This window comes from Salinivibrio proteolyticus (genome assembly GCF_001996165.1).
Classification (GTDB): Bacteria; Pseudomonadota; Gammaproteobacteria; order Enterobacterales; family Vibrionaceae; genus Salinivibrio; species Salinivibrio proteolyticus.
In genome coordinates this window covers 24,373-45,385 of record NZ_MUFP01000001.1, presented here as the reverse complement: position 1 = coordinate 45,385, position 21,013 = coordinate 24,373, and the positions used below count along the sequence as shown (strand labels likewise).

The following is a 21,013-nucleotide window of genomic DNA, read 5'->3' as shown; positions in this document are numbered from 1 at the left end:
TTACTCCATCATCTTTTCAATCGGCAGGACCAAAATTGAGCTTGCGCCCAACTGCTTTAATTTTTCCATGGTTTCCCAGAACAGATTCTCGGTGCTCACAAGGTGCACCGCCACACGGTTTTTCTCGTGAGCTAACGGCAAGATGGTGGGATCTTCCGCGCCGGGGAGTAATTCGACCACTTGCTCTAGGGTGTCGTTTGGCGCGTGGAGCATGATGTATTTGGACTCTTTGGCTTGGATGACCCCTTGCATGCGAGTGAGCAAGCGTTCAATCAATGCGGTTTTCTCTTCACTGAAGCTGCCTTCACGCTGGATTAATACCGCTTTGGAGCGGAAAATGACTTCCGCTTCTTTCAAGCCGTTCGCTTCTAAGGTGGCGCCCGTTGATACCAAATCACAAATCGCATCAGCGAGCCCTGCACGCGGCGCGACTTCGACGGAGCCATTGAGCATACAGGTGCTAAAGTTCACACCTTGTTTATCCATATAGGCTTTAAGGATGTTGGGGTAGGTGGTGGCAATCCGTTGGTTGGCCAGATCTTGTGGACCGTTATAGCTTTGGTCTTTATCGATGGCTATGGAGAGACGACAGCCGCCAAAGTCGAGTCGGCGCAGCAGTTGATACTGGCTGGGCTCTCCCAGTTTGATGCGCTCAAGGCGTACCTCCTCTAACTCGTTTTCGCCAATCACCCCTAAATCAACCACGCCGTCCATGATAAGGCCCGGGATATCATCGTCACGGACCAGCAGCAGATCGAGAGGCATGTTTTCGGCGTGGACCACTAAACGTTCACCGGTGTAATTGATTTTTACCCCGCAGCGTTTAAGCAGCTCTTGGCATTCTTTGGCGAGGCGCCCCTTTTTTTGGATGGCGATACGTAGGCGTTGTGTTTGCATGTGTGCTTCCTTGTCTAAAAATGAAAAGCTAAAAAAGAAAAAACCCTCGGAAGACGGTGCTCCCGAGGGTCTGAATCTGTTAGCTGGCTAATGACCGACGGAAGCGCTTTTTACTCGTCTTCCAGTCGAAACCATTCCTCCCGAAAGACTAGTCAGGATGATGGTGGTGATGCATTGTCATTAGCGTTGAAGTCATTTTTTTATGTCCATTTACGTTGGTCAATCTCGTCTCTTTTCGACAATATCAAAGTGAGCTTAGATTGCAACTCCCAATGTGGAGATTTTTTCACCGCCTACAGCGGCAAGCAGTGACACCAAATTAAACGGTCGCGTCTAAACGTAGAAATCCAGCGAGCCATCATCTTTTTTGCGTGGCGCGTTGTCTTTTTCAGCTTGTGGTGACGCATCATGATCCGATGGGTCATCCAAACGGCGTTGTTTGCGCTCTTCAATGCTGGCCTGTTTCTTAATCGCCCAAACTTTGGTGGGTGGTGAAGAGGGCTTTCGGTACACAGGACTTAGGTTGCCAAGCCAATTCATAGTGCGTCCTCCTAGCGTCTTAACTAAAGTATCGACCAGAGAACGCAAAACTTGATTGTTTTTTGAGCAATTTAGGGTGAGTTAGCCACAACACTTTTTAAATTTGCGTCCGCTGCCACACGGGCAGGGGTCATTGCGTCCCGCTTTGACATGGCCGGGGAAGACACCATCGATATATCGCCACTGAAGCTGTCCATCGATCGTTTCTTTGACAAAACGAGAGCGCTCGTACAGACACTGAGGCTCACCGTCGGCAATAAAGTGCGCTTTGAATGTCACAAAGCCAAGTTCACCTTGCTGCAGCACCTCGCTATCGAGTACTTCGAGAGATTGCCATTGGTGCTGGGTCATGGCAGCAATCTCTTCACGAAACGACCCAGCGCCACATTCACTGTGATAGGTCGCAACAATAAAATCCACCAAGCCTTTGGGGTGTGCGCTGTAACGTGCACGCATCAATTGCTCCGGATGGATAGCATTGGCGGGGTTTTGGTGAATAGGGGCGCAACAGTCTTGATAGGTTTTATGACTGCAACAAGGGCATAAGTCAGTTTGCATAGCTTTCTCTTAACAATAGGCTGAATGGCTTAGCGATGGGTAAAGTCGCGGGTTTGTAAGTCACATCCTTGGGCACTACACATCAAGACAGAACCGTGATCATACCAGTCGCCTAACACAATCCGTTGGTACGCGGTGCCGTGGTGATGCCACTGATGGATATGAGGGCGATGGGTGTGGCCGTGAATCATGTTAACCACTCCCGCGTTATCCAACTGACGCTGCACTTCTTGCGGCGTGACATCCATGATGGTGGACGACTTTTGCTGGTTGGCATTGGCACTGCCTGCGCGCATTTTGGCCGCAATCTTACGGCGCCATGTTAGCGGCAAGCACAAAAAGAGTCGCTGCAACCAAGGCTGGTGGACTTTGCGGCGAAACGCTTGATAGTCAACATCCTCTAAACACAAGGTATCCCCGTGTAAGATCAGGGTAGGGGTGCCATATAAATCGATGCACTCGAGCTCGTTTAACAGGGTTACGCCGGTTTCCATAGCAAAGCGTTGACCAATCAAAAAATCGCGATTGCCATGAATAAAATATACCGGAACGCCGCGCTCCGTCACCGCAGAAAACGCCGCTTTAATTTGTTGGTGAAACGGGCTGTTATCATCATCACCAATCCATGCTTCGAATAAGTCCCCGAGTACATAGAGCGCGTCGGCATGTATCACTTCCTGCTGCATAAAACGTTCAAAGCAGTCGGTAATATCGGGCCGCGTTGGGCTTAAATGGAGGTCGGCAATAAAGAGGGTATGTGGCATGCGTTGGCTTTATGATGGTAATAAAAGAAAGGGTAGCCTGAGCTACCCTTGTTGACGAGTGCGGCTTAGTCTTCGATAGTCACGCTATCGATCAAGACTTCTTCAACCGGCACGTCTTGGTGGACATAACCCCAGTTACCGGTGGCAACGCCTTTAATCTTGTTCACGACGTCCATGCCATCAACCACTTCTGCGAATACACAGTAGCCCCAGCCATCTGGCGTTTTAGCTTTGTGATCGAGGAACAGGTTGTCATTAACGTTGATGAAAAACTGCGAGCTTGCTGAGTGCGGCTCCATAGTGCGCGCCATCGCAACCATACCTGTGCGGTTGCTTAAGCCGTTATCCGCTTCGTTTTTAATCGGTGCGCGGGTTGGCTTTTCTTCCATGCCAGAGGCCATGCCACCGCCTTGGACCATAAAGCCGTCAATCACGCGGTGGAACAGGGTTCCGTTGTAAAAGCCGTCACGGCAGTATTGTAAAAAGTTCTCGACCGTAGCCGGTGCTTCGTCCGCAAACATGCGTAATTTGATGTCACCGAACGTGGTATGAAGAGTCACCATGATGTAATCCTGTCATTGGCTTGGCTATAAGGAGCCAAGATTTTAGCCTAACAACGTCTCTGATCAAGCTCGATCCGTGATACAAGCCGAATTAATCCATATTCTCTGGTTCAAAATGATGCAGCAAGGTCTTCAAAAGGCCGGACAATTGGTCTTGTTGTGCTTGACTCAACGGGCTCAATATTTTGTGTAAGTTATCGGTGTGCGCCACCACTGCATCATCAATCAATTGCAGTCCAGCGTCGGTCAATGAAACATAAACACCACGGCGGTCATTGGGATCTGGACTGCGTGCAACCAACCCTTTCTGCTCAAGGCGATCAATTCGATTGGTCATTGCACCTGAGGTGAGCATCAGCGATTGCAGCAGCTGGTTGGGGGTAAGCGTGTGCGGTTTGCCTGAACGGCGCAGCGTTGCGAGGACGTCAAACTCCCCCGGGTTTAAGTTGAATTGATTGAACACCTGCTGAAGGCGCGGATTGATATGCCCTACCACGCGCGCCAACCGCCCGGTAATGGCCATCGGAGAGGGGTCGATATCAGGGCGCTCTTGATGCCACTGAGACAAAATCATATCGACTTTATCGGGCGAACCGAACTCAGCTGAAGACGAGGTGGCTGGCGGCTGGGCGACTTGGCGTTGCTTAGTTGATCGTGTCATGCAAATACCGTGGTTTATTTATCGGTAAAGATTCTTTATAGAAAGCTAAGCGATCTTATCCATCAGCTCAACCACTCATGACAGTTTTTAGTAACGAGATGTGAGTGAGATCGTAGACAACAATTGGGGAAAGACAGCCTGTTGCGTGTCTGTCGTGCTTGCGTCAAGCAGGTATAAAAGGTGTAATAGTCCATTCATTCTAATTTTGTCACTATCGTAACGAGTAACCAAAACCACTATGTCGACGCCAACTAACACGTTAAAGATATACAACTCATTGACGCGAGAGAAAGAGATCTTTCAACCCATCACGCCGGGAAAAATCGGCATGTATGTCTGTGGGGTGACCATTTACGATCTTTGTCATATCGGTCATGGGCGTACTTTCGTGGCGTTTGACATGATCTCACGTTATTTGCGCCATCGTGGTTATGACTTAACGTTTGTCCGCAATATTACCGACATCGACGATAAAATTATCAAACGTGCGGCGGAAAACGGCGAAAGCTGTGAGTCACTGACTGAGCGTTTGATCAGTGAAATGCATCAAGACTTTGATGCGCTCAACATGGCACGTCCTGATATTGAACCGCGCGCCACCGACTACATTGATGAAATTATCTCGCTAGTCGAAAAGTTGATTGAGCGAGGCTTTGCTTACGTTGCAGACAATGGCGATGTGATGTTCGAAGTCGCGAAATTTGACGATTACGGCAAGCTATCCAAGCAAGATCTTGAACAACTGCAGGCCGGTGCCCGTGTGGATGTCGAAGCGGCGAAGCGTAGCCCTCTCGATTTTGTGTTATGGAAAATGTCTAAACCGGGCGAACCAACTTGGGAGTCGCCATGGGGAGCCGGTCGTCCGGGCTGGCACATCGAATGTTCGGCGATGAACTCCGCGATTTTAGGTGATCACTTTGATATTCACGGCGGCGGCTCTGACTTGCAGTTCCCACACCACGAGAATGAAATTGCACAGTCTTGCTGCGCACACAACACCCAGTATGTGAATACGTGGATGCATAGCGGCATGGTGATGGTTGACCGTGAAAAGATGTCCAAATCCTTGGGGAACTTCTTTACTATCCGTGACGTGTTGGCGCACTACGATGCTGAAACCGTGCGCTACTTCTTGCTGTCTGGTCACTATCGTAGCCAGCTCAATTACAGCGATGAAAACCTTAATCAAGCCCGTTCAGCACTCGAGCGTCTGTACACTGCATTGCGAGGACTCGACGAGGCAACACCAGCCGGTGGCGATGAGTACGTGGCACGCTTTGAAGCGGCGATGGATGATGATTTCAATACGCCAGAAGCCTACTCGGTACTATTCGATATGGCGCGTGAGATCAACCGCTTACGCGGCGATGATATGGTAGCGGCATCCGCACTGGGTGCGCAAATGCGTAAATTGGCGTCGGTTCTTGGTTTGCTTGAGCAAGATGCCGATAGCTTCTTACAAGGCGATGCGGGCGCGGACGATGAAGTGGCAAAAATTGAAGCCCTCATTCAAACACGCAATGACGCTCGTAAAGCCAAAGACTTTGCGGCTGCCGATGCGGCACGCGATGCGCTCACCGCGATGGGCATTGTGCTAGAAGACGGTCCTCAAGGCACCACTTGGCGTCGTAAGTAAGCCAAAGCATAGCGCCCTCGAACGACTCACCCAAAAAACGGAGCCCCAAAGCTCCGTTTTTTCTTATCCGAATCGTATGCTTTTACCCGCGATCATACCCGCGATGGCGACCGTGTTATCAAATCAAAGCGGCTGTCACAGTCCGGGGGTGACTACGCGCTTATCCGCGTCAGGCAACTCACTGCCGCAATGCTTACAAAATGACGCGTCGGACTCATGGCCGCTTTTTGAACAATTCGGGCATTTCACCAAGTTGCGATGCAGTGACATCTGCTGACCAATCTCGGCGGTGATAATCCCGGTAGGCACGGCAATGATCGAATAGCCCATCAACATGGTGAAAGACGCCAAGGCTTTGCCCACATCGGTTTGTGGCACTATGTCACCATAGCCGACTGTGGTGAGGGTGACGATTGCCCAGTAGATGGCATAGGGAATACTGGTAAAGCCGTTCTCCGGCCCTTCTATCACATACATGAGTGCGCCGAACACGGTGACTAGAATTGCCACTGAGAAAAAGAAAATCATCACCTTGCGCGACGATAGCAGCATCGAGCGGAGCAAGATGTTGGAGTCCTCCAAAAAGCGCATCAACCTCAGAACCCGAAAGATGCGTAACACCCGCAGCAGGCGTACGACCATTAAATAGGTGGTGCCGGGAACAAAAATCGCGATATAGGTCGGCAAAATTGCGAGTAAATCGACGACACCATAAAAGCTGCGTGCGTAAGCAGAGGGACGTGGAGAGCAGTAAAGGCGCAGTATGTACTCAATGGTAAAGATGCCGGTAAAGCCCCACTCAATCCAATACAACCAGCTGGACCACTTAGCGTGAAAGCTGGCAATCGACTCCAGCATCAGTACCACCATAGAGGCGAGGATTAGCACGATCAGCGCGATATCGAACGCTTTTCCATGCGGTGTGTCGGTGCCGAAAATGGTGGTATATAAATAGCGTTGTACTCGGTTTTGCGCGTCGGCCATAAGAGGTCCTTGCTATGAATGACCGTGATATTGGGCCGAAAAAAAACCGGCACTGCAACCTTTGCTGCGTGCCGGTTATACGTAACTGTGGCTCGGATTACATTTAGCTCAGTCCGGGGAACAACGCCCGCATTCCTGAGGCAATAAACTCAATGCCTAACGAGCCTAGAATAAGGCCCATGATCCGAGTAATGACGTTGATACCCGTTTGGCCGAGAAAGCGCACTACCGCAGGACCCACACGGAACAGTCCCCAAATGCCGGCGGCAAAGATCACTAAGGTGGCAATCAGTGTCAGCGTGCTCCACGTATCTGGGTATTGAGAGCCGTAAACAATGGTGGAGCTGATCGCGCCCGGGCCAGCCAGCAAAGGCATCGCCAGCGGCACTACACCGACTTGTTCCCGACTGATCGACTCAGACTGCTCTTGCTTGTTTTGCTTACCTTCGCCGAGCTTCCCGTTCATCATGGTAAAAGCAATACTCAGCAATAGCATGCCTCCCGCCACGCGGAACGAGTCCAGCGAAATACTGAACAAATCCAACAACATTTGTCCGGCCAGCAAGGAAACAATCAAGATGACGGCGACGGCGATCGCGGCAGTATACGCGGTGCGATTGCGTTCTTGTTCATCGAGATGGGCGGTCAAGGTGACAAAAACGGGCATGATACCAATGGGGTTAACAGCGGCAAAAAGCCCGACAAAAAACTGTACGAAGATCATGGGGTCGAAGGCTGCCATGGCGACTCTCGTGATGCGGTGAGGAAGTCCAGTTTCTCTCGGGTTAATGGTTGCGTCAGTATAGCGAGCTCAGCCCAAAAACCAACCGCTTGAGCTTGCATTTTATGCATTTACTGATTGCGTTTCTTTAAACGGATTTTTTGATGTGCTACAGGTGGGCGATCACTGTCACGCAACTTTCTCTCAGCAAACTATACTGAGGGTCGAGTGACGTGGACATAAATAACAACTTTAGCGGCTATTTGTTGAAAATTTCATACAACACCCGCCTTTGTCACTGAGGTGTAATGTAAATTAGATGTTGCATTGGTGAAAAAATTAGACACATACTCAGTGTGCTACAAAAATATTAAACCCAGTAACAATGGGGATTAAACGCAGAAATTATTGATATTGATTTGATAACAAATGATCGAGATCAAGTTGTTGATGCTGTGAAAATTTATACTCAGTTTTGAAAGTTATTTACTAAATGCCACGCACCAAACCGCGTCGCTAACTGTCAGAAACATCGGTTAGTCCGCAACAACGCTGCGGCAAGCAATTACTAAATGATTTTCAAATATGAACCAGGAGATGACTATGCCTGTCACTAATATTGCTGAACTCAACGCCATGGTTGAGCGTGTCAAAAAGGCACAAAAAGAATTTGCCACCTACTCACAGGAGCAAGTTGACAAAATCTTCCGTGCAGCCTCGCTTGCCGCGAACAATGCGCGTATCCCTCTGGCCAAACAAGCTGTTGAAGAGTCAGGCATGGGTATCTTGGAAGACAAGGTAATCAAAAACCACTTCGCGTCTGAGTTTATCTACAACAAATACAAAGATGAGAAAACCTGCGGCATTCTAGAAGAGAATGACGAGTTTGGCACCATCACTATCGCTGAGCCTGTAGGCCTTATCTGTGGTATCGTTCCAACCACCAACCCGACCTCTACTGCGATTTTCAAATCACTGATTTCTTTGAAAACGCGTAACGGTATTATCTTCTCGCCACACCCACGTGCGAAAAACTCAACCAATGATGCGGCTAAGCTTGTGCTGGAAGCAGCGGTTGCAGCAGGCGCACCGAAAGACATCATCGGCTGGATTGACCAACCTTCAGTTGAGCTTTCTAACGCACTGATGAAGCATGATGACATCAACCTGATCCTTGCGACCGGTGGTCCAGGCATGGTTAAAGCGGCTTACTCATCAGGTAAACCTGCGATTGGTGTAGGTGCGGGTAACGTGCCGGTCGTGATTGACGAAACAGCGGATATTAAACGTGCGGTTGCATCTGTATTGATGTCAAAAACCTTCGATAACGGTGTGGTCTGTGCGTCTGAGCAAGCGGTTATCGTGATGGACGAAGTGTACGACGAAGTGAAAGAACGTTTTGCTTCTCACAAAGCTTATGTCCTGAGCAAAGCCGAAGCAGACAAAGTGCGTAAAGTTATCCTGATTAACGGTAACCTTAACGCAGATATCGTTGGCCAGCCCGCCACTAAGATTGCCGATATGGCCGGTGTGAGCGTACCGTCTGATACCAAGGTACTGATCGGCGAAGGTCTCGAAATCAGCATCGAAGAAGAATTCGCTCACGAGAAACTCTCGCCAACCTTGGGTATGTTCCGTGCGAAAAGCTTCGAGCACGCCGTGGATATGGCATGCAAAATGGTAGAAATGGGCGGTATCGGTCATACCTCTGGCCTTTACACCAACCAAGACGTTAACCAAGATCGCATCAAGTATTTTGGCGACCGCCTGAAAACAGCGCGTATTCTGGTGAACATCCCAACCACTCACGGTGGTATCGGTGACCTGTACAACTTCAACGTTGCACCGTCACTCACACTGGGTTGTGGCTCTTGGGGCGGTAACTCGATTTCTGAAAACGTTGGGCCTAAACACCTGATGAACAAGAAAACTGTTGCGAAGCGAGCTGAGAATATGCTGTGGCACAAACTACCAAAATCTATCTACTTCCGTCGCGGCAGCTTGCCAATCGCGCTGAGTGATTTGGAAGGCAAGAAACGTGCGATGATCGTGACTGACCGCTTCTTGTTCAACAACGGTTACTCTGACGATATCGAAAAAATGCTCAAAGCACAGGGCATGGATGTGACCACCTTCTTTGAAGTGGAAGCCGATCCTACCTTGAGCGTGGTACGCAAAGGTGCCGACGCGATGAAGAGCTTCCAGCCAGACGTGATCATTGCCCTAGGTGGTGGTTCACCAATGGATGCAGCGAAAATCATGTGGGTTATGTACGAGCACCCTGAAACTGCGTTCGAAGAGCTAGCAATGCGCTTTATGGATATCCGTAAACGTATTTACAAGTTCCCGAAAATGGGTAAAAAAGCGGAACTGGTTTGTGTAACGACCACATCAGGTACAGGCTCAGAAGTAACGCCGTTTGCGGTTGTTACTGACGACGAAACCGGTGCCAAATACCCACTGGCTGATTACGAGCTGACACCACAGATGGCGATTGTTGATGCCAACTTGGTAATGAACATGCCGAAGTCTCTGACTGCCTTCGGTGGTTATGATGCGATTACGCACGCTTTGGAAGCTTATGTGTCAGTACTGGCAAGCGAATACTCTGACGGTCAAGCGCTACAAGCACTGAAACTGCTGAATGAGTATCTACCAGCGAGCTATGCGCACGGTGCGAATGACCCAATTGCACGTGAAAAAGTGCACAATGGTGCGACCATTGCCGGTATCGCGTTTGCTAACGCCTTCTTGGGTGTGTGTCACTCAATGGCGCACAAAATCGGTGCTGAGTTCCACTTACCACACGGCCTTGCTAACGCACTGCTGATTTCAAACGTGGTTCGTTTCAACGCCAACGACAACCCAACCAAACAAACTGCATTCTCACAGTACGACCGCCCACAAGCACGTCGTCGTTATGCAGAAGTCGCGGATCACTTAGGTCTGTCTCAAGCCGGTGACCGCACAGCGCAGAAGATTGAGCGTCTCCTTGCTTGGTTGGAAGAAATGAAGTTGAAACTGGATATCCCTGCTTCTATCCAAGCGGCCGGTGTCCCAGAAGCTGACTTCATTGCCAAACTTGATGAGCTTGCGGAAGAAGCGTTCGATGACCAATGTACTGGTGCGAACCCACGCTACCCACTGATCAAAGAGCTGAAAGAAGTACTGTTGGCCTCTTACTACGGTAAGCCATATGTTGAAGGTGAAACCTTCGAAGGTACGACGGTTATCAAGAAAAAAGATGACCAACCAGCGGCAGCGCCAACCAAAGCGGGTGCAGACAAAAAAGGTGCGAAAGCAAAAGCCTAATCGCGACGCTTTCACCGGATAAAAACCAAGACCCGCCTCGGCGGGTCTTTTTTTGTGCGTCTGATGGCTTAACCTAGCGGGGTGAACATACGTCTCAGCATTAAGTCTGAATCGGGATCTTGAATACGGAAAGAGACGAAATGCTTCGCTGTCGGAATACGGGAAAAGTGTAACGTCGTTCCTAGGCCCTAGGCCCTAGGCCCTAGGCCCTAGGCCCTAGGATTCTAGGACCAAGATCCCTCTCATCCACTTGCCTCTAACAATCGGCCGTTAAAAGAATCGTTGGAGACGATATATTCCGCATTGCGAATCAGCTCGTCATCCATTCCTCCGCTTGCGCGATTCATCGTACGTCCGCGAGGAACAATACCGCCAACGCGAATTTTGAGCCCAGATAATTCTTTAGCCCACCGCTGAGTGAGACCACCAATCATGGCACTGGCGACCGTATCTGGGGTTAAATGATGGCCAGCGACATTAATAATCACACCGGGGCGCCCACGCTGTTGCATGCAAACGGCGGCGCGTTGCACGACGACATAATAATGCGAAGTGGAATCGGCGACCGTTTGTGGCATATCACCCAAGTTTCCATTATCCAAAAGGCTAGGCAGTATGTCGCCTTGCCAATGATTGATAAGCACATCAATACCACCAAACAGTGTGACGATTTGAGCAAAGGCATCATTGATGGATTGAGGCTGATAATCGACTAAACAGATCGGCTGGATCCGGCCAGGATAATCTCGGCACTGATCGGCGCTTAGACGGAGCGTCGGCCACTCGGTATCAAGCAGTACGACATCGGCGCCTAATGAGCAAAAATGTTCAGCCATGGCACGCCCGGATGGCGAGCCGCCTGCTGTGATGACGACCACCGCGTTATCTATCTTCATGGTCATTTCCTCAATCACATCAATCTTTTACGAAAAATCACTGTCTCTACAATATGTTACGAATTTCATTCACGAGAAAGTGACAGCTTACCCCCAGCTTGTTCAAGCGTGGGAAGTTAATACTGGTACAGAAATACGCGTGCTGCGCAAAAAATGTTCAAAACAAGTGGGTAAATTGGGGATCGATTGCTCGGAATATATAGAGGATCACACTTTGGAAAAGGATCGCTATTTATCGTCGGGATCGACTTGCGATCTTGGTGGTTATGCGCTCACACGCATTTTGTCTTGGCAGTGCGCGGTGGTGAGATTTTCGTACAAGGTCGTTGGGTTGAGTGAGAGTCGTGCAGACTCGCTATCTGCCAACTTGCGACGCTGATGTCCGGATAAATTGTGATAGACCGCCTCGTCAAATCCGTGGGTGCCTTGGGGCGGGTAGTGCATGGCAGCAGGTGCGAGCTGAAAGCGCAGATGTGCACTGGCAATCCCGCCACGGTGGAAGGCATCGGCTTGCGCACCAGCACGAACGTAATCTTCTTCATTACTGGCCGCCAACGGCTGAGGTGAGGCAAGCTGAAATTGACGACGTAGAACCTCATCATTAATGGTCTTTTCGTCAAGCGGTGAGAGTGGCGTTGACTCATTGGCATCACCGGACATCAGGGCGAGCATCAACGCAAAATCAGAGCGACGTCCTTGCGTCACTGCATGATTCAGATTGTCTCCAAACTGCACATCACTAATGATGCGTGCTTTGTCGATGGTGTGCACTGTCACTGTCGGCGCCTTACCTTACATGTCAAACCAATGAGTCGGTTACTTTGGTTATCGGCAAGGCGCAGAGAACTTTAGGTTTTTTTTGCCTACTGAGCGTTTTAACTGACTTTCGCTAACCGCGGCTTCAGTGGCTGAGTTTGCTGGCCAGCAAAGTGACGCATGGAAAACTCAACGCGCGCTTCGGGTAACGGTGGATAGCGACAAGGCGGTAAAGACTCGATCAATCGCAGTCTGGGCAACAAGCCACAGCCATTGGCGATTTGAATCGCAAGCCCGGGACGAGCATTTAACTCCAACACCATTGGGCCTTTGTCTTTATCAAGCACCATATCTGTGCCCATGTAACCGAGCCCAGTCATCTCCCACGCACTGGCGGCAAGGGTGAGCAATTGCTGCCAATGTGGGACCCTAAGCGTATACAAGTCTTGGTGCGTATCAGGGTGGTGAGTGATGGGGCTGTTAAATTGCACCGCTTTTAATGCATGACCAGTTGCAAGATCCAGCCCAACCCCAACCGCGCCTTGGTGCAGGTTAGCCTTACCGTCTGATGCTGAGGTTGAGAGACGCATCATCGCCATCACAGGATAGCCTTGAAACACAATCACACGAATATCAGGCACGCCTTCATAACTAAAGCCGCTAAAGCTGTCATCGAACGCGATTAAGTTCTCAACCACCGCCACATCGGCTTTACCGCCGAGGGAAAACAAGCCCGCCAAGGTGTTGGTAATATGGCGTTCAACATCGTCATGACTGACTTCTTTGCCGGAGGCTTTAAAATAGCGCCCTTGGTGATTTTGAGTGATCACCATGATCCCTTTACCGCCAGAGCCCTGGGCCGGCTTAATCACAAAGCCCGGCCAGTTTGCGACCATAGCGTGAATGCGCTTAACATCCGCTTGGCTATCAATCACACCAATCAAGTCCGGCACCGTCGCGCCGGCTTGTTGTGCAATCAGTTTGGTTTTGAGCTTATCATCCACCAGTGGATACAAGCGTCTATCGTTGTAGCGGCCAATATAACGAATATTGCGTTGGTTCATGCCCATCACGCCCGCGTCATTGAGGCGAAAGGGCGACGCCAGTTTAGCGAGGAGTGTTCGCATCATCACCTCCCGAGGTGGGCGCAAGGCCGAGACTTTTTTCATTAGCAGCAAGTGGGCGGAAGCGCTTCAGCTCAGAGAGCCGATAGCCCGTGTAGTTACCCAGCATTAAGATCAGGGCCAGAATCACTAACTGCACACCAATGAAGTTAAAGGTCAGATGGCGAACCAACTCATTGGTCATCGCGAGATAGACCAGCACTGCGGTGAGAAGCGAGCCACCTCCTTGAACAACCACCTCTTTGGCGCCTTCTTCTTCCCATAGAATGGACATCCGTTCTATGGTCCATGACAAGATGATCATTGGGAAGAAGGTAATGGTCAGTCCTTCGATTAAGCCGATGTGGAACGCAATCACACTGAACACGGCGATAATCAAAATCACGGTAATAATCACCGCGGAGATTCTCGCCACCAGCAATAGATTGAGCCGGGAGAGATAACTTCGGATCACCAAGCCCGTGCCAACAATCAGCACAAAGCCAACAATGCCGGTGATTAATTGGGTTTGCACAAACGCGACTGCAATCAATACAGGCATAAAGGTGCCAGAGGTTTTTAAGCCAACAATGACCCGTAAGAACACCACGATAAGCGCACCAATTGGGATCAGCATGATGGTTTTGAACATCGCTTGCTCTTCAATCGGCAAGCTATGGATCGAAAAGTTGAGCAGATCGTCGGCGTTCACTTTGGCGGTGGTCGCCTGTTGCGGGCTGATATCCTGAGAAATGATCGAGAAGTTGACGTGGCTGTGCTCGCCGCCTGTCACTTCAAGCAAAGGACCGCCCCGTTGGTTCCATAGGAGAACGTCGTCTCGATGGCCATTTTGTCCGGTGGTGAGATCGAATAAATGCCACTGTGTGTCTTGCCACACTTGGATCATCGGCGAGATGCTTTGGCGACGGCGGCCGTCTTCTAACTTCAATCCACCCACAATGCGGGCATGGATCCCTTCTAGCGCCAATGTCTTTTGAACCGCATCTGGCTTATCAAAGGCGTTAAGCAACAATGCCGCGTTTTGGCTGTCGGTGCTGTTAAATTGTTTGATTAGCTCTCTGGTCAGGGTGATGTTATCCGCCGAACGAGAGCGAGCACGGTCGAGCAAGGCCAGCCCGGCGTTTTTAGCCGCATTGTCCATCACCGGGGCTGCAACAGTGTCGTGCTCCGGTGGCGTCATGGTATAGCGGGCACTGTCATCCACCAGCATTTGGTTTTTGAAATAAAGGGTTTGTTCGCCGGTGGCGGTGCGCGTTGACCATTGCGCTTGGCGACCATAGTCGGTATCAAGCAAAGAAAACCCATAGCCTGATGACGAGGTGCTTTCGTCAATCAGAGTCAGGCCGGGTTGGCTATCGGGCGCGGCAAGATTCACCTTCACCGGCCCACCGGTGGCATCAAAATTGATGCGCGCTTCAATCTGCCACACTTGGCGAGTTTCATCAGCGAGCCATGGCACGCCGTAAACCATATGACGGTATGCGCTTAACGCGATACCTGCCAAGATCAGAAAACCGATTAAAAAGTAAAATGGAACACGTGAAACCATAAGGTGACCTATTTTTGGTTAGCGTCGTTACTGCTAGCGTCCGGTTGCGTTTCAGGCTCGTACTTGGGGTGAATATGTTCTTGGCTGACATCGACCACTGCGAGATCTTTGAAGAACTCTCGGCCCAGTAGGACGGGATATTCCATGTTGGTGCGATCAGCGAGCGTAAATTGGGTTTTTTCGTGGATACTGCCGACACGGATCCAAGCTTCCACAACTGGACGGCGATCGGTTTTATCGGTGGAAGATTGGCGAATACGCACCCAGCGCTTCACCGGCATTTCCATAAACACGGGTTCGTCGTTATTTTCGCTGTGATTGACGTTAAACTTCACCCAAGTATCACCATCGCGCTCAAATTCTTGAATATCCACAGCATTCAATGAAGATGTTTCCGCGCCGGTGTCAACGCGAGCTTGGAATGTGCTTTCTACCGCGTCAAACCATACCCATTCACGGGCACCCAATAAGACTTTATCGTCGTTGACCGGGACACGAACCACTTTCTCTTTCACCTTTACTTCCGGTTTGGCATCCGCCATGTTGGCGTACACTTTCGCTTGGGTACGCTGCATCACTTTCAGTTGGCTTTCGATCGCACTGATTTTGTCAGACAGACGAGAAAGCGCATCATCATGATTCGATAATGACGTGGATAGATTTTGCTGTTGCTGATTGGTTTGTGCGGCAACATGGTCAATTTTGTCCAATGTTTCTTGGTGTTGGTGCTGTGAGGTGAGGGTACAACCTGACATCGTTAACAAGAGCGCACTAATCAGTGAGCAGCGAAATAACATCATAATCTCCAACCGGTGCAAAAATGGCTCAGCTGCGCTTTGGTCAAGGTGCTGAACGGTGAGCGCAAATTCTAATCGATGCGGCGAAGATGGGTAGGGGTATTCTGTCAAAAGTTAGTCAGGATTGACTGAGTGATGGTTTTATCGACGTTTTCTGTCACTTTTTGCCCGTTATCTTTTTGATCTGGATAGAAAATATGGCGTGAACGGGAAAGAAAGTCGAGGCGGTTAAATAATGTTCTGCTTGCTGAACGTCAAGCCAAGGTGCGCCCCTTGTTAAAGCAAGAGGCGCGCAATCATTAATCAGGGTTACGTGCGACCAAAATGGCACGTTTAGGGGCGGGATAGCCTTCCACCGTAAGATGCGGATTGGCAGGGTCAAGGTAATCAGGCAGCGAATTATGGGTCATCCACTCGGTGCTACGTTGCTCGTCAGTGGTAGTCACACACTCATCGACAATTCGAACGTCTACGAAGCCGGCCTTTTCGAGCCAGACTTTCAGTGCGCGCGCAGAAGGGAAGAAATACACATTACGCATTTGTGCATAACGATCAGTCGGGACCAACACTGCGTTTTCATCACCATCGATTACTAAGGTTTCCAACACCAACTCGCCATCTTTACGCAATTGATCTTTGAGTTGGATCAGATGATCGAGCGGGGAGCGGCGGTGATATAACACACCCATACTAAACACAGTGTCGAATGCACGCAGCGCTGGTAGTTTTTCGATCCCTAAAGGCAAAAGGTGAGCGCGCTGGTCGTTGCCCATCAAGCGGCGGATAGCGTCGAACTGCATCAAGAAAAGCTCTGATGGATCAATACCGACGGTCAGCGCAGCGCCTTCCCCCAACATACGCCACATGTGATAGCCATTACCACAGCCAACATCTAAGATGTAACGGCCTTTCAGTGGCGAAATATGAGGAAGCACACGATCCCATTTCCAGTCGGAGCGCCATTCGGTATCAATATCAATGCCATGCACCTGATACGGACCTTTGCGCCACGGATGGAAGCTGCGCAATAAGTTTTCGAGTTTTTTGCGTTCACCGGTTGGTAGGCTTTGATCATCGCCAATACGCACCGCGTCTTTCAGCTCAACCGTTTCTGGCGCGGTAGTTGGGATCTTATTAAGCACCTTAATCCACTTCGGCATATCGCCATGCGGCTGGGTTTGCCACTCCGCTAATTGGGCCGGGAGAACCTCCAGCCAGTGGCTTAGGCGATTTTTGGCAATAAGCTGATAGAAGTCAGAAAAATCAAACATGAAACTACTCGTACCGGTTGGCTTACTTGATGGCTAGCATAGAGCCGAAGTTAAAACACTGGAACCACATGGCAACACTACTAAAACCGATATCACTCAATCGGGCTTTGTGGGTGCCAATACTGTCTGGACGCATGACGTTTTCAAGGGCGCTACGCTTTTGGCTAATTTCCAGCTCGCTGTATCCATTGGCACGTTTAAAGTCGTGGTGTAGGTCAATCAAAAGCTCGTTGGCGGTGTCATCATCAAAGCAGTACTTTTCCGATAAAATCAGAATGCCACCGGGATTAAGTCCTTGATAAATTTTGTTTAACAAGGCTTGGCGGTCGTCAGGACTTAAAAATTGCAGGGTAAAGTTAAGCACAACCATCGACGCATTTTGGATCTCGATATCTCGAATATCCGCTTCTTTGACCTCTACGTCAGCGGCACCACGGTATGCATTTACATGGAGACGACAGCGTTCGACCATCGCCGATGAGTTATCTACCGCGATAATCTGGCAGCTTGCGTGTTCGATATGGCGACGCATCGATAACGTGGCCGCGCCCAATGAACAGCCCAAATCGTAGATATTGGTATTTGGCTTGGCAAAACGCTGCGCCAACATCCCAATCGCCGAAATGATATTGCTGTAGCCCGGTACGGATCGTTGAATCATGTCCGGAAAGACTTCGGCGACGTTCGCGTCGAAGGTAAAATCACCCAATTTTTCAATGGGCGCCGCGAAAATTTTATCCTGATTAGCCATGAGAGCCCCTACAAATCAGCCAATGCCCAGCAGTAAAAGCGGCGTATTGTAGTGAATTTTTCCCCGTCTGTCTTTATTCTGCCTTGCCATTGTCCCTAGGTGATTACAGCAGCGAGAACTGCTGTGACTGTGCCGCGCGTTGCACACTGGCGAGAGGGGGTGATAATTCAAGGCGTTGGTAGAGCGCTGCGGCAAGCGCAGGAGCCTGATCATTATCTGAAGTATGGATCATTAAGTAAGGTGTTTTCCCTTCATTCATCCAGTGCTGCAATTTAGCGATCCACGGCGTAAAGAAAGCGGCATTTTCATCGAGCGTGGGGTGACCAATAAAGCGCACCATGGGCGCTTCATGGGTGGCGATAGCATGAACCGGTACGCGTGGCTTTTTCTGTTGGGCGTCAATAATCGCCGGCGAGTCCGGTTTGGCGGCGAACACAGGGCGGCTGTCCATGATCACCCGATTCGCCTTATGTTCCAGTAGCAGGCGATTCAATTGACGCTCGGCGTCGCCTTTGGCAAAAAATGCTGGGTGACGGACTTCCACGCCAACCGAAAAGTCCGTGGGTAATTGCTTTAAAAAAGCAGCCAATGCTGGCAAGCCCTCGGGACCAAAACGGGCAGGGAGTTGGATGGTCCATTGACCTACCTTTTCATGGAGCGGCGCCATCRGGGTGATGAAATCTTGCGTCAATGTCTGTGCATGGCGCAACTGGCACTGATGGGTAATGGTTTGCGGAAATTTAAAGGTAAACCGAAACGCATCCGGCGTAGCCGCGGCCCAATTGGCGACTGACGTGCTCGAGGGTGAGGCATAAAAAGTCGTATTGCCTTCAACCGTATTAAACACCTCCGCATAGCGCGCTAAACGATCGGCCGTCTTAGTGCCCGGAGGATAAAAGTGATGTTGCCAGCTGGGGTGGGACCATTGTGTCAGCCCAAGGCGCAGGGGCGGTACGGAAACGTGATTTAACGTCAGGGACATGGCTTGGCTTTTATCGGTCAATCGAGATGGTGATAGCCTAATCGGAAGTGTGCTAAAAAACCATTCATCGGCCAAACAGAATAAAAAAGCGCGATCGCTTTACCAAGGGAGGGGCTTTTCCTTTATAATGGCAGGTCTTTGACAGTAACGGCACCAATGGGGGCGTACCGTCAGGTACGACAGACGCTGTTACCCGAATTCCCCTCAGTATTTGGCAGGCTTGTGCCCAAGGGGGCAAGCGGAATAATCAGAATCAGAATCAGATCAGGAATACTCTATGCGCACCCAATATTGTGGTCACCTGAATAAAGCCCATGTCGGGCAAGAAGTAAGTCTTTGTGGTTGGGTTAACCGTCGTCGTGATTTGGGCGGATTGATTTTTATCGATATGCGAGACCGTGAAGGGCTCGTGCAGGTCGTGATCGATCCTGATATGGGTGATGTTTACGAGCAAGCGAACAAGCTACGTAACGAATTCTGTATCCAAATTCGCGGTGAAGTGCGTGCGCGTCCAGACAGCCAAATCAACCGTGATATGGCGACCGGTGAAGTTGAAGTGGTGGCAACTGGGTTAGACATCATCAACCGCAGTGCACCGTTACCGATCGACTTCAACCAATTCATCTCTGAAGAACAGCGTTTGAAGTACCGCTATCTTGACCTGCGTCGTCCAGAAATGAGCGACCGCATCAAATTGCGTGCGAAAGCGACCAGCTTCGTCCGTCGTTTCTTGGATAGCAATGACTTTTTGGATATCGAAACGCCGGTGTTGACCAAAGCAACGCCAGAAGGCGCGCGTGACTACTTGGTTCCTAGCCGTGTGCACAAAGGCAGCTTCTATGCCTTGCCACAATCGCCTCAGCTGTTTAAGCAGTTGTTGATGATGTCTGGTTTTGACCGTTACTACCAAATCGTGAAGTGCTTCCGTGATGAAGACTTGCGTGCTGACCGTCAACCAGAATTCACCCAGATCGATATCGAAACCTCGTTCATGAGCGCCGAGCAAGTGCGCGAAGTCACCGAGAAAATGATTCGTGAAATGTGGCAGTCGCTGCTTGACGTCGACTTGGGTGCCTTCCCAATCATGAAATATGAAGAAGCGATGCGTCGCTTTGGCTCTGACAAACCGGATCTGCGTAACCCGCTTGAAATCGTGGATATAGCGGATCTGGTCAAAGATGTTGAATTTAAAGTCTTCTCAGGCCCAGCAAACGATGAAAAAGGCCGCGTTGCCGTCATTCGTGTACCAAGCGGTGCCAGCCTGTCTCGCAAGCAAATTGACGAATACACCAAGTTTGTCGGTATCTATGGCGCCAAAGGACTTGCATGGCTGAAAGTCAATGACCGTGACGCGGGCTTGGACGGTGTTCAGTCACCGGTAGCGAAATTCCTTAATGCGGACGTGGTTGAAGGGATCCTTTCACGTACTGAAGCACAAACCGGTGATATCATCCTGTTTGGCTCAGATAAAAAGTCAGTAGTCACCGAAGCGTTGGGCGCATTGCGCGTGAAGCTTGGTCTGGATCTCGAACTGACAGACACCCAAGCATGGGCACCGCTGTGGGTGGTTGACTTCCCAATGTTTGAGGAAGACGACGAAGGTAACCTTCATGCAATGCACCACCCATTCACCGCGCCAACTGACGTGACCCCAGAAGCGCTGAAAGCGAATCCGGCAGCAGCGAACTCGAATGCTTACGACATGGTTATCAATGGCTATGAAGTGGGTGGCGGCTCGGTACGTATCCACAACCCAGAGATGCAAGCGGCAGTATTCGAAACCCTTGGTATTGGCGAACAAGAGCAGCGCGAGAAGTTTGGCTTCTTGCTGGATGCACTCAAGTTTGGTACCCCACCACACGCAGGTCTGGCGTTTGGTATGGACCGCTTGGTGATGCTGCTGTCTGGCACTGAAAACATTCGTGACGTGATTGCTTTCCCGAAAACCACGGCAGCGGCCTGTTTGATGACAGATGCACCAAGCATTGCTAACGAAGCAGCGCTTGAAGAACTGGCGCTTAGCATTACTGCGGCGGCGGACCAAAGCGAGTAACGTCATCCAGAGACGATAAGTCCGATCACGGGCAACAGCGTTTGCCCGTCAACTCCCATGACTAGTGCGATACCTATCTCGCGGTATGGCCTTAGTATGCGGGAATTTTCATCAACGCGCCTCCGACTGCAAAGCCAAGGCGCGTTTTTTCTTATTACTCCTTTCACGTGAGGGGAGCGCAAAAAACGGAGAGTCGAT

19 protein-coding genes and 1 other annotated feature are annotated in these 21,013 nt (G+C 50.3%); of the genes, 3 read left to right on the top strand and 16 right to left on the bottom strand.

The genetic code is table 11. The features are described 5' to 3' along the window. The 6 genes from hisG to BZJ19_RS00190 all read right to left on the bottom strand — a co-directional run bounded on the left by hisG (position 1) and on the right by BZJ19_RS00190 (position 3,983). A complete protein-coding gene (gene hisG / locus BZJ19_RS00215) occupies positions 1 to 897 on the bottom strand; it encodes an ATP phosphoribosyltransferase (RefSeq protein WP_077674196.1) in 897 nt (298 codons plus the stop codon). A gap of 34 nt (positions 898 to 931) precedes the next feature. Further along, positions 932 to 1,070, bottom strand: a sequence feature (His leader region). Between the two features lie 160 nt (positions 1,071 to 1,230). Beyond that, positions 1,231 to 1,437 (bottom strand): hypothetical protein, encoded by a 207-nt coding sequence (locus tag BZJ19_RS00210; RefSeq protein WP_077674195.1) that lies wholly within the window; start codon positions 1,435 to 1,437, stop codon positions 1,231 to 1,233. A gap of 81 nt (positions 1,438 to 1,518) precedes the next feature. Then, entirely contained in the window at positions 1,519 to 1,995 is a 477-nt protein-coding gene (locus tag BZJ19_RS00205) for a YchJ family metal-binding protein (protein WP_077674194.1), read from the bottom strand. 29 nt (positions 1,996 to 2,024) lie between these two features. After that, the gene (gene lpxH / locus BZJ19_RS00200; RefSeq protein ID WP_077674193.1) at positions 2,025 to 2,759 is read right to left on the bottom strand and encodes a UDP-2,3-diacylglucosamine diphosphatase; all 735 of its coding nucleotides are present in this window, start codon (positions 2,757 to 2,759) and stop codon (positions 2,025 to 2,027) included. Between the two features lie 65 nt (positions 2,760 to 2,824). Beyond that, complete coding sequence (locus BZJ19_RS00195) at positions 2,825 to 3,322, bottom strand: peptidylprolyl isomerase (protein WP_069587326.1); 498 nt, start codon at positions 3,320 to 3,322, stop codon at positions 2,825 to 2,827. 91 nt (positions 3,323 to 3,413) lie between these two features. After that, a complete protein-coding gene (locus BZJ19_RS00190) occupies positions 3,414 to 3,983 on the bottom strand; it encodes a MarR family winged helix-turn-helix transcriptional regulator (protein ID WP_077662192.1) in 570 nt (189 codons plus the stop codon). A gap of 238 nt (positions 3,984 to 4,221) precedes the next feature. Here BZJ19_RS00190 and cysS point away from each other — a divergent pair, with 238 nt between their 5' ends. Next, positions 4,222 to 5,619 (top strand): cysteine--tRNA ligase, encoded by a 1,398-nt coding sequence (gene cysS / locus BZJ19_RS00185; RefSeq protein WP_077674192.1) that lies wholly within the window; start codon positions 4,222 to 4,224, stop codon positions 5,617 to 5,619. A gap of 135 nt (positions 5,620 to 5,754) precedes the next feature. On the opposite strand, the gene BZJ19_RS00180 is transcribed toward cysS, so the two are convergent. Both BZJ19_RS00180 and BZJ19_RS00175 read right to left on the bottom strand, forming a co-directional pair. Beyond that, positions 5,755 to 6,603: an ion transporter gene (locus tag BZJ19_RS00180; RefSeq protein ID WP_077674191.1), complete on the bottom strand. Its 849-nt coding sequence runs from the start codon at positions 6,601 to 6,603 to the stop codon at positions 5,755 to 5,757. Between the two features lie 103 nt (positions 6,604 to 6,706). Next, positions 6,707 to 7,345 (bottom strand): YchE family NAAT transporter, encoded by a 639-nt coding sequence (locus tag BZJ19_RS00175; RefSeq protein ID WP_077455429.1) that lies wholly within the window; start codon positions 7,343 to 7,345, stop codon positions 6,707 to 6,709. 582 nt (positions 7,346 to 7,927) lie between these two features. Between BZJ19_RS00175 and adhE the strand changes: the two genes are divergently transcribed. Further along, positions 7,928 to 10,636 carry a bifunctional acetaldehyde-CoA/alcohol dehydrogenase gene (gene adhE / locus BZJ19_RS00170; RefSeq protein ID WP_077674190.1) on the top strand — a complete coding sequence of 903 codons (2,709 nt, stop codon included), beginning with the start codon at positions 7,928 to 7,930 and terminating at the stop codon, positions 10,634 to 10,636. A 242-nt stretch (positions 10,637 to 10,878) separates the two neighbouring features. Here the strand turns inward: adhE and BZJ19_RS00165 are convergent, their stop codons facing one another. From BZJ19_RS00165 to BZJ19_RS00130, 8 genes are all read right to left on the bottom strand, one after another. Then, positions 10,879 to 11,532: an SDR family NAD(P)-dependent oxidoreductase gene (locus tag BZJ19_RS00165; protein WP_157891142.1), complete on the bottom strand. Its 654-nt coding sequence runs from the start codon at positions 11,530 to 11,532 to the stop codon at positions 10,879 to 10,881. A gap of 264 nt (positions 11,533 to 11,796) precedes the next feature. Beyond that, on the bottom strand, positions 11,797 to 12,309 hold the full coding sequence (locus tag BZJ19_RS00160) for a VC2046/SO_2500 family protein (RefSeq protein WP_077674188.1): 513 nt from the start codon (positions 12,307 to 12,309) through the stop codon (positions 11,797 to 11,799). A 98-nt stretch (positions 12,310 to 12,407) separates the two neighbouring features. Continuing rightward, on the bottom strand, positions 12,408 to 13,415 hold the full coding sequence (locus tag BZJ19_RS00155) for an alpha-L-glutamate ligase-like protein (RefSeq protein WP_077674187.1): 1,008 nt from the start codon (positions 13,413 to 13,415) through the stop codon (positions 12,408 to 12,410). Then, positions 13,396 to 14,961, bottom strand: coding sequence for an inactive transglutaminase family protein (locus BZJ19_RS00150; RefSeq protein ID WP_077674186.1), 1,566 nt, complete (start codon positions 14,959 to 14,961; stop codon positions 13,396 to 13,398). Before BZJ19_RS00150 ends, BZJ19_RS00155 begins: the two co-directional genes overlap by 20 nt. 8 nt (positions 14,962 to 14,969) lie before the next feature. Then, on the bottom strand, positions 14,970 to 15,761 hold the full coding sequence (locus BZJ19_RS00145; RefSeq protein ID WP_235608113.1) for an ATP-dependent zinc protease family protein: 792 nt from the start codon (positions 15,759 to 15,761) through the stop codon (positions 14,970 to 14,972). 296 nt (positions 15,762 to 16,057) lie between these two features. Then, positions 16,058 to 17,029, bottom strand: a complete 972-nt coding sequence (cmoB, locus tag BZJ19_RS00140) for a tRNA 5-methoxyuridine(34)/uridine 5-oxyacetic acid(34) synthase CmoB (RefSeq protein WP_077674184.1) — start codon at positions 17,027 to 17,029, stop codon at positions 16,058 to 16,060. A gap of 22 nt (positions 17,030 to 17,051) precedes the next feature. After that, positions 17,052 to 17,780 (bottom strand): carboxy-S-adenosyl-L-methionine synthase CmoA, encoded by a 729-nt coding sequence (gene cmoA, locus BZJ19_RS00135; RefSeq protein WP_077480356.1) that lies wholly within the window; start codon positions 17,778 to 17,780, stop codon positions 17,052 to 17,054. 103 nt (positions 17,781 to 17,883) lie between these two features. After that, complete coding sequence (locus tag BZJ19_RS00130) at positions 17,884 to 18,762, bottom strand: DUF72 domain-containing protein (RefSeq protein WP_077674344.1); 879 nt, start codon at positions 18,760 to 18,762, stop codon at positions 17,884 to 17,886. A 277-nt stretch (positions 18,763 to 19,039) separates the two neighbouring features. Here BZJ19_RS00130 and aspS point away from each other — a divergent pair, with 277 nt between their 5' ends. Beyond that, a complete protein-coding gene (gene aspS, locus BZJ19_RS00125) occupies positions 19,040 to 20,815 on the top strand; it encodes an aspartate--tRNA ligase (RefSeq protein WP_077674183.1) in 1,776 nt (591 codons plus the stop codon). Positions 20,816 to 21,013 lie beyond the last annotated feature (198 nt).